Source organism: Komagataeibacter europaeus LMG 18890, assembly GCF_000285295.1.
Taxonomy (GTDB): domain Bacteria; phylum Pseudomonadota; class Alphaproteobacteria; order Acetobacterales; family Acetobacteraceae; genus Komagataeibacter; species Komagataeibacter europaeus.
Window position 1 is genome coordinate 1 of the sequence record NZ_CADP01000273.1, and the last position, 1,572, is coordinate 1,572.

At 49.5% G+C, this 1,572-nt stretch carries 2 protein-coding genes; one reads left to right on the top strand and one right to left on the bottom strand.

What is annotated here, in order from left to right; genetic code table 11:
- A partial coding sequence (locus GEU01_RS26095) for an IS4/Tn5 family transposase DNA-binding protein (protein ID WP_157212922.1) occupies window positions 1–1,198 on the bottom strand: 1,198 nt, incomplete at its 3' end.
- Here GEU01_RS26095 and GEU01_RS23815 point away from each other — a divergent pair.
- The coding region (locus GEU01_RS23815; protein WP_042710803.1) for an IS5 family transposase at window positions 1,163–1,572 on the top strand (410 nt) is incomplete at its 3' end. The two genes, GEU01_RS26095 and GEU01_RS23815, sit on opposite strands and share 36 nt — an antisense overlap.

The window sequence follows — 1,572 nt, forward strand, 5'->3', positions numbered from 1 at the left end:
TTTTTTCCCTGCCTCCCGTAGAGACCTTGGTAAACCCGATCTTTTCGGGAGATGCTCGGGTGAAGGAAAACTCCGTTGTATCCTGCAGGATCAGGACTGGCCCTGCAGTCGCATCGAAACGCTGGGCGGTAGCAGAAAAATGCCCTTCAAGGATTTTGTCTTCGCTTACATTTGCATTTGCAAAAAATCTATATGCTGCCTTGGTCGCAGACCAATCCTGAAATGCCGTCGGGAGAGACTTGCCCGGTCGTTCAGCAAGTGCCGCGAGCATCGTGCCCAGACGCCTGTTCAGGCGCTCGTCGCCAAGGTCAGATCCGGATATTTCCTGTATGACCCAATCCTGTACCATTCTCACACCCCGCCTGCATAAAGGTGACAGAAAAGGAATCACAACAGATTCATCTGCATCAAGCACAAAATTCAAGAACAGCAGATTTGTGGGTAACTGCAAGGTTGGAAGTGCGTTTACATCTTCTTCCGTTACATCGTCTTTATATGCGAAATGACTGCCTGTTAGATGTATGACGTATAGACCACGTTCATGACCTTGGGAAAATGTCTGCTCTATGACAGGCAAAAGGGATTCATCCTGCCAGGATATGCGGTTACCTGAATTGTTTATATCTGGCCGAATAACAAAATTACTGAATTCAGATAGATAGCCAAACGGACGGGCGTAAGACGATGTTCCGCGCTGGGTGCCAAACCATGCAGTGAAGTAATTCTGGTCCTGTGCCATTTCGATCAGATTTTTTTCTGAATATAAATTATTTAGATGGTCAGCATCAAAGAATGAAAGTAGCATCGGAACGGCATTGTGAGTGACGTTTGCTGCTGAATGTACATGACCTATGACACAGATTTTTCCCGTTTTTTGTAGGCTTGACATATAGGGTGTATCATTATATTTCGTATATCCTTCAAAGCTATGCCTGTTTGCTACAGCAGATTCTCCGATAACTACAATAATATTTGGCTGATCTGGCGTTGTTCTGCCGGTAATTGCGGGGTCGGTTATGGTATGTTTTACCGCGACCGGTTCGCCACGACAGAAGGCTAGCAATACTGCACTTACTGTGTCGCCTGTAAGAGCCCGATCCGAAAGTTTTTGAACAATACCAGCCTGTTGTGATTCATCCGTCTTTACGAAGAGATGGAGTGAATGGTGACATGGACTGGTATTGCCCGACGTGAACATAGCCGGGAAGGAATGCGATATCCATCGGATACGACGGACGAAGAGTGGGCTCTGATCATGCCATTTATACCCCCGGCGAAACGGGGTGGTCGCCCCCGCACGACGGATATGCGCGAGGTGGTCAACGCGATGCTCTACATAGCCTCGGCCGGGTGTGCGTGGCGTTTGCTGCCGAAATGCTTTCCGCCGGTCTCGACCGTCAGGCGCTATTTTTACGCCTGGCGTGATGCCGGATTGTTCGAAGTCATGAATACGGTCCTGGTCATGAGCCTGCGCGAGATTGAGGGGCGTGAAGCCTCTCCAAGCGCGGGCGTGATTGATAGCCAGTCGGTAAAAACCACGGAAAGCGGCGGGCTTTCGGGCTATGACGCGGG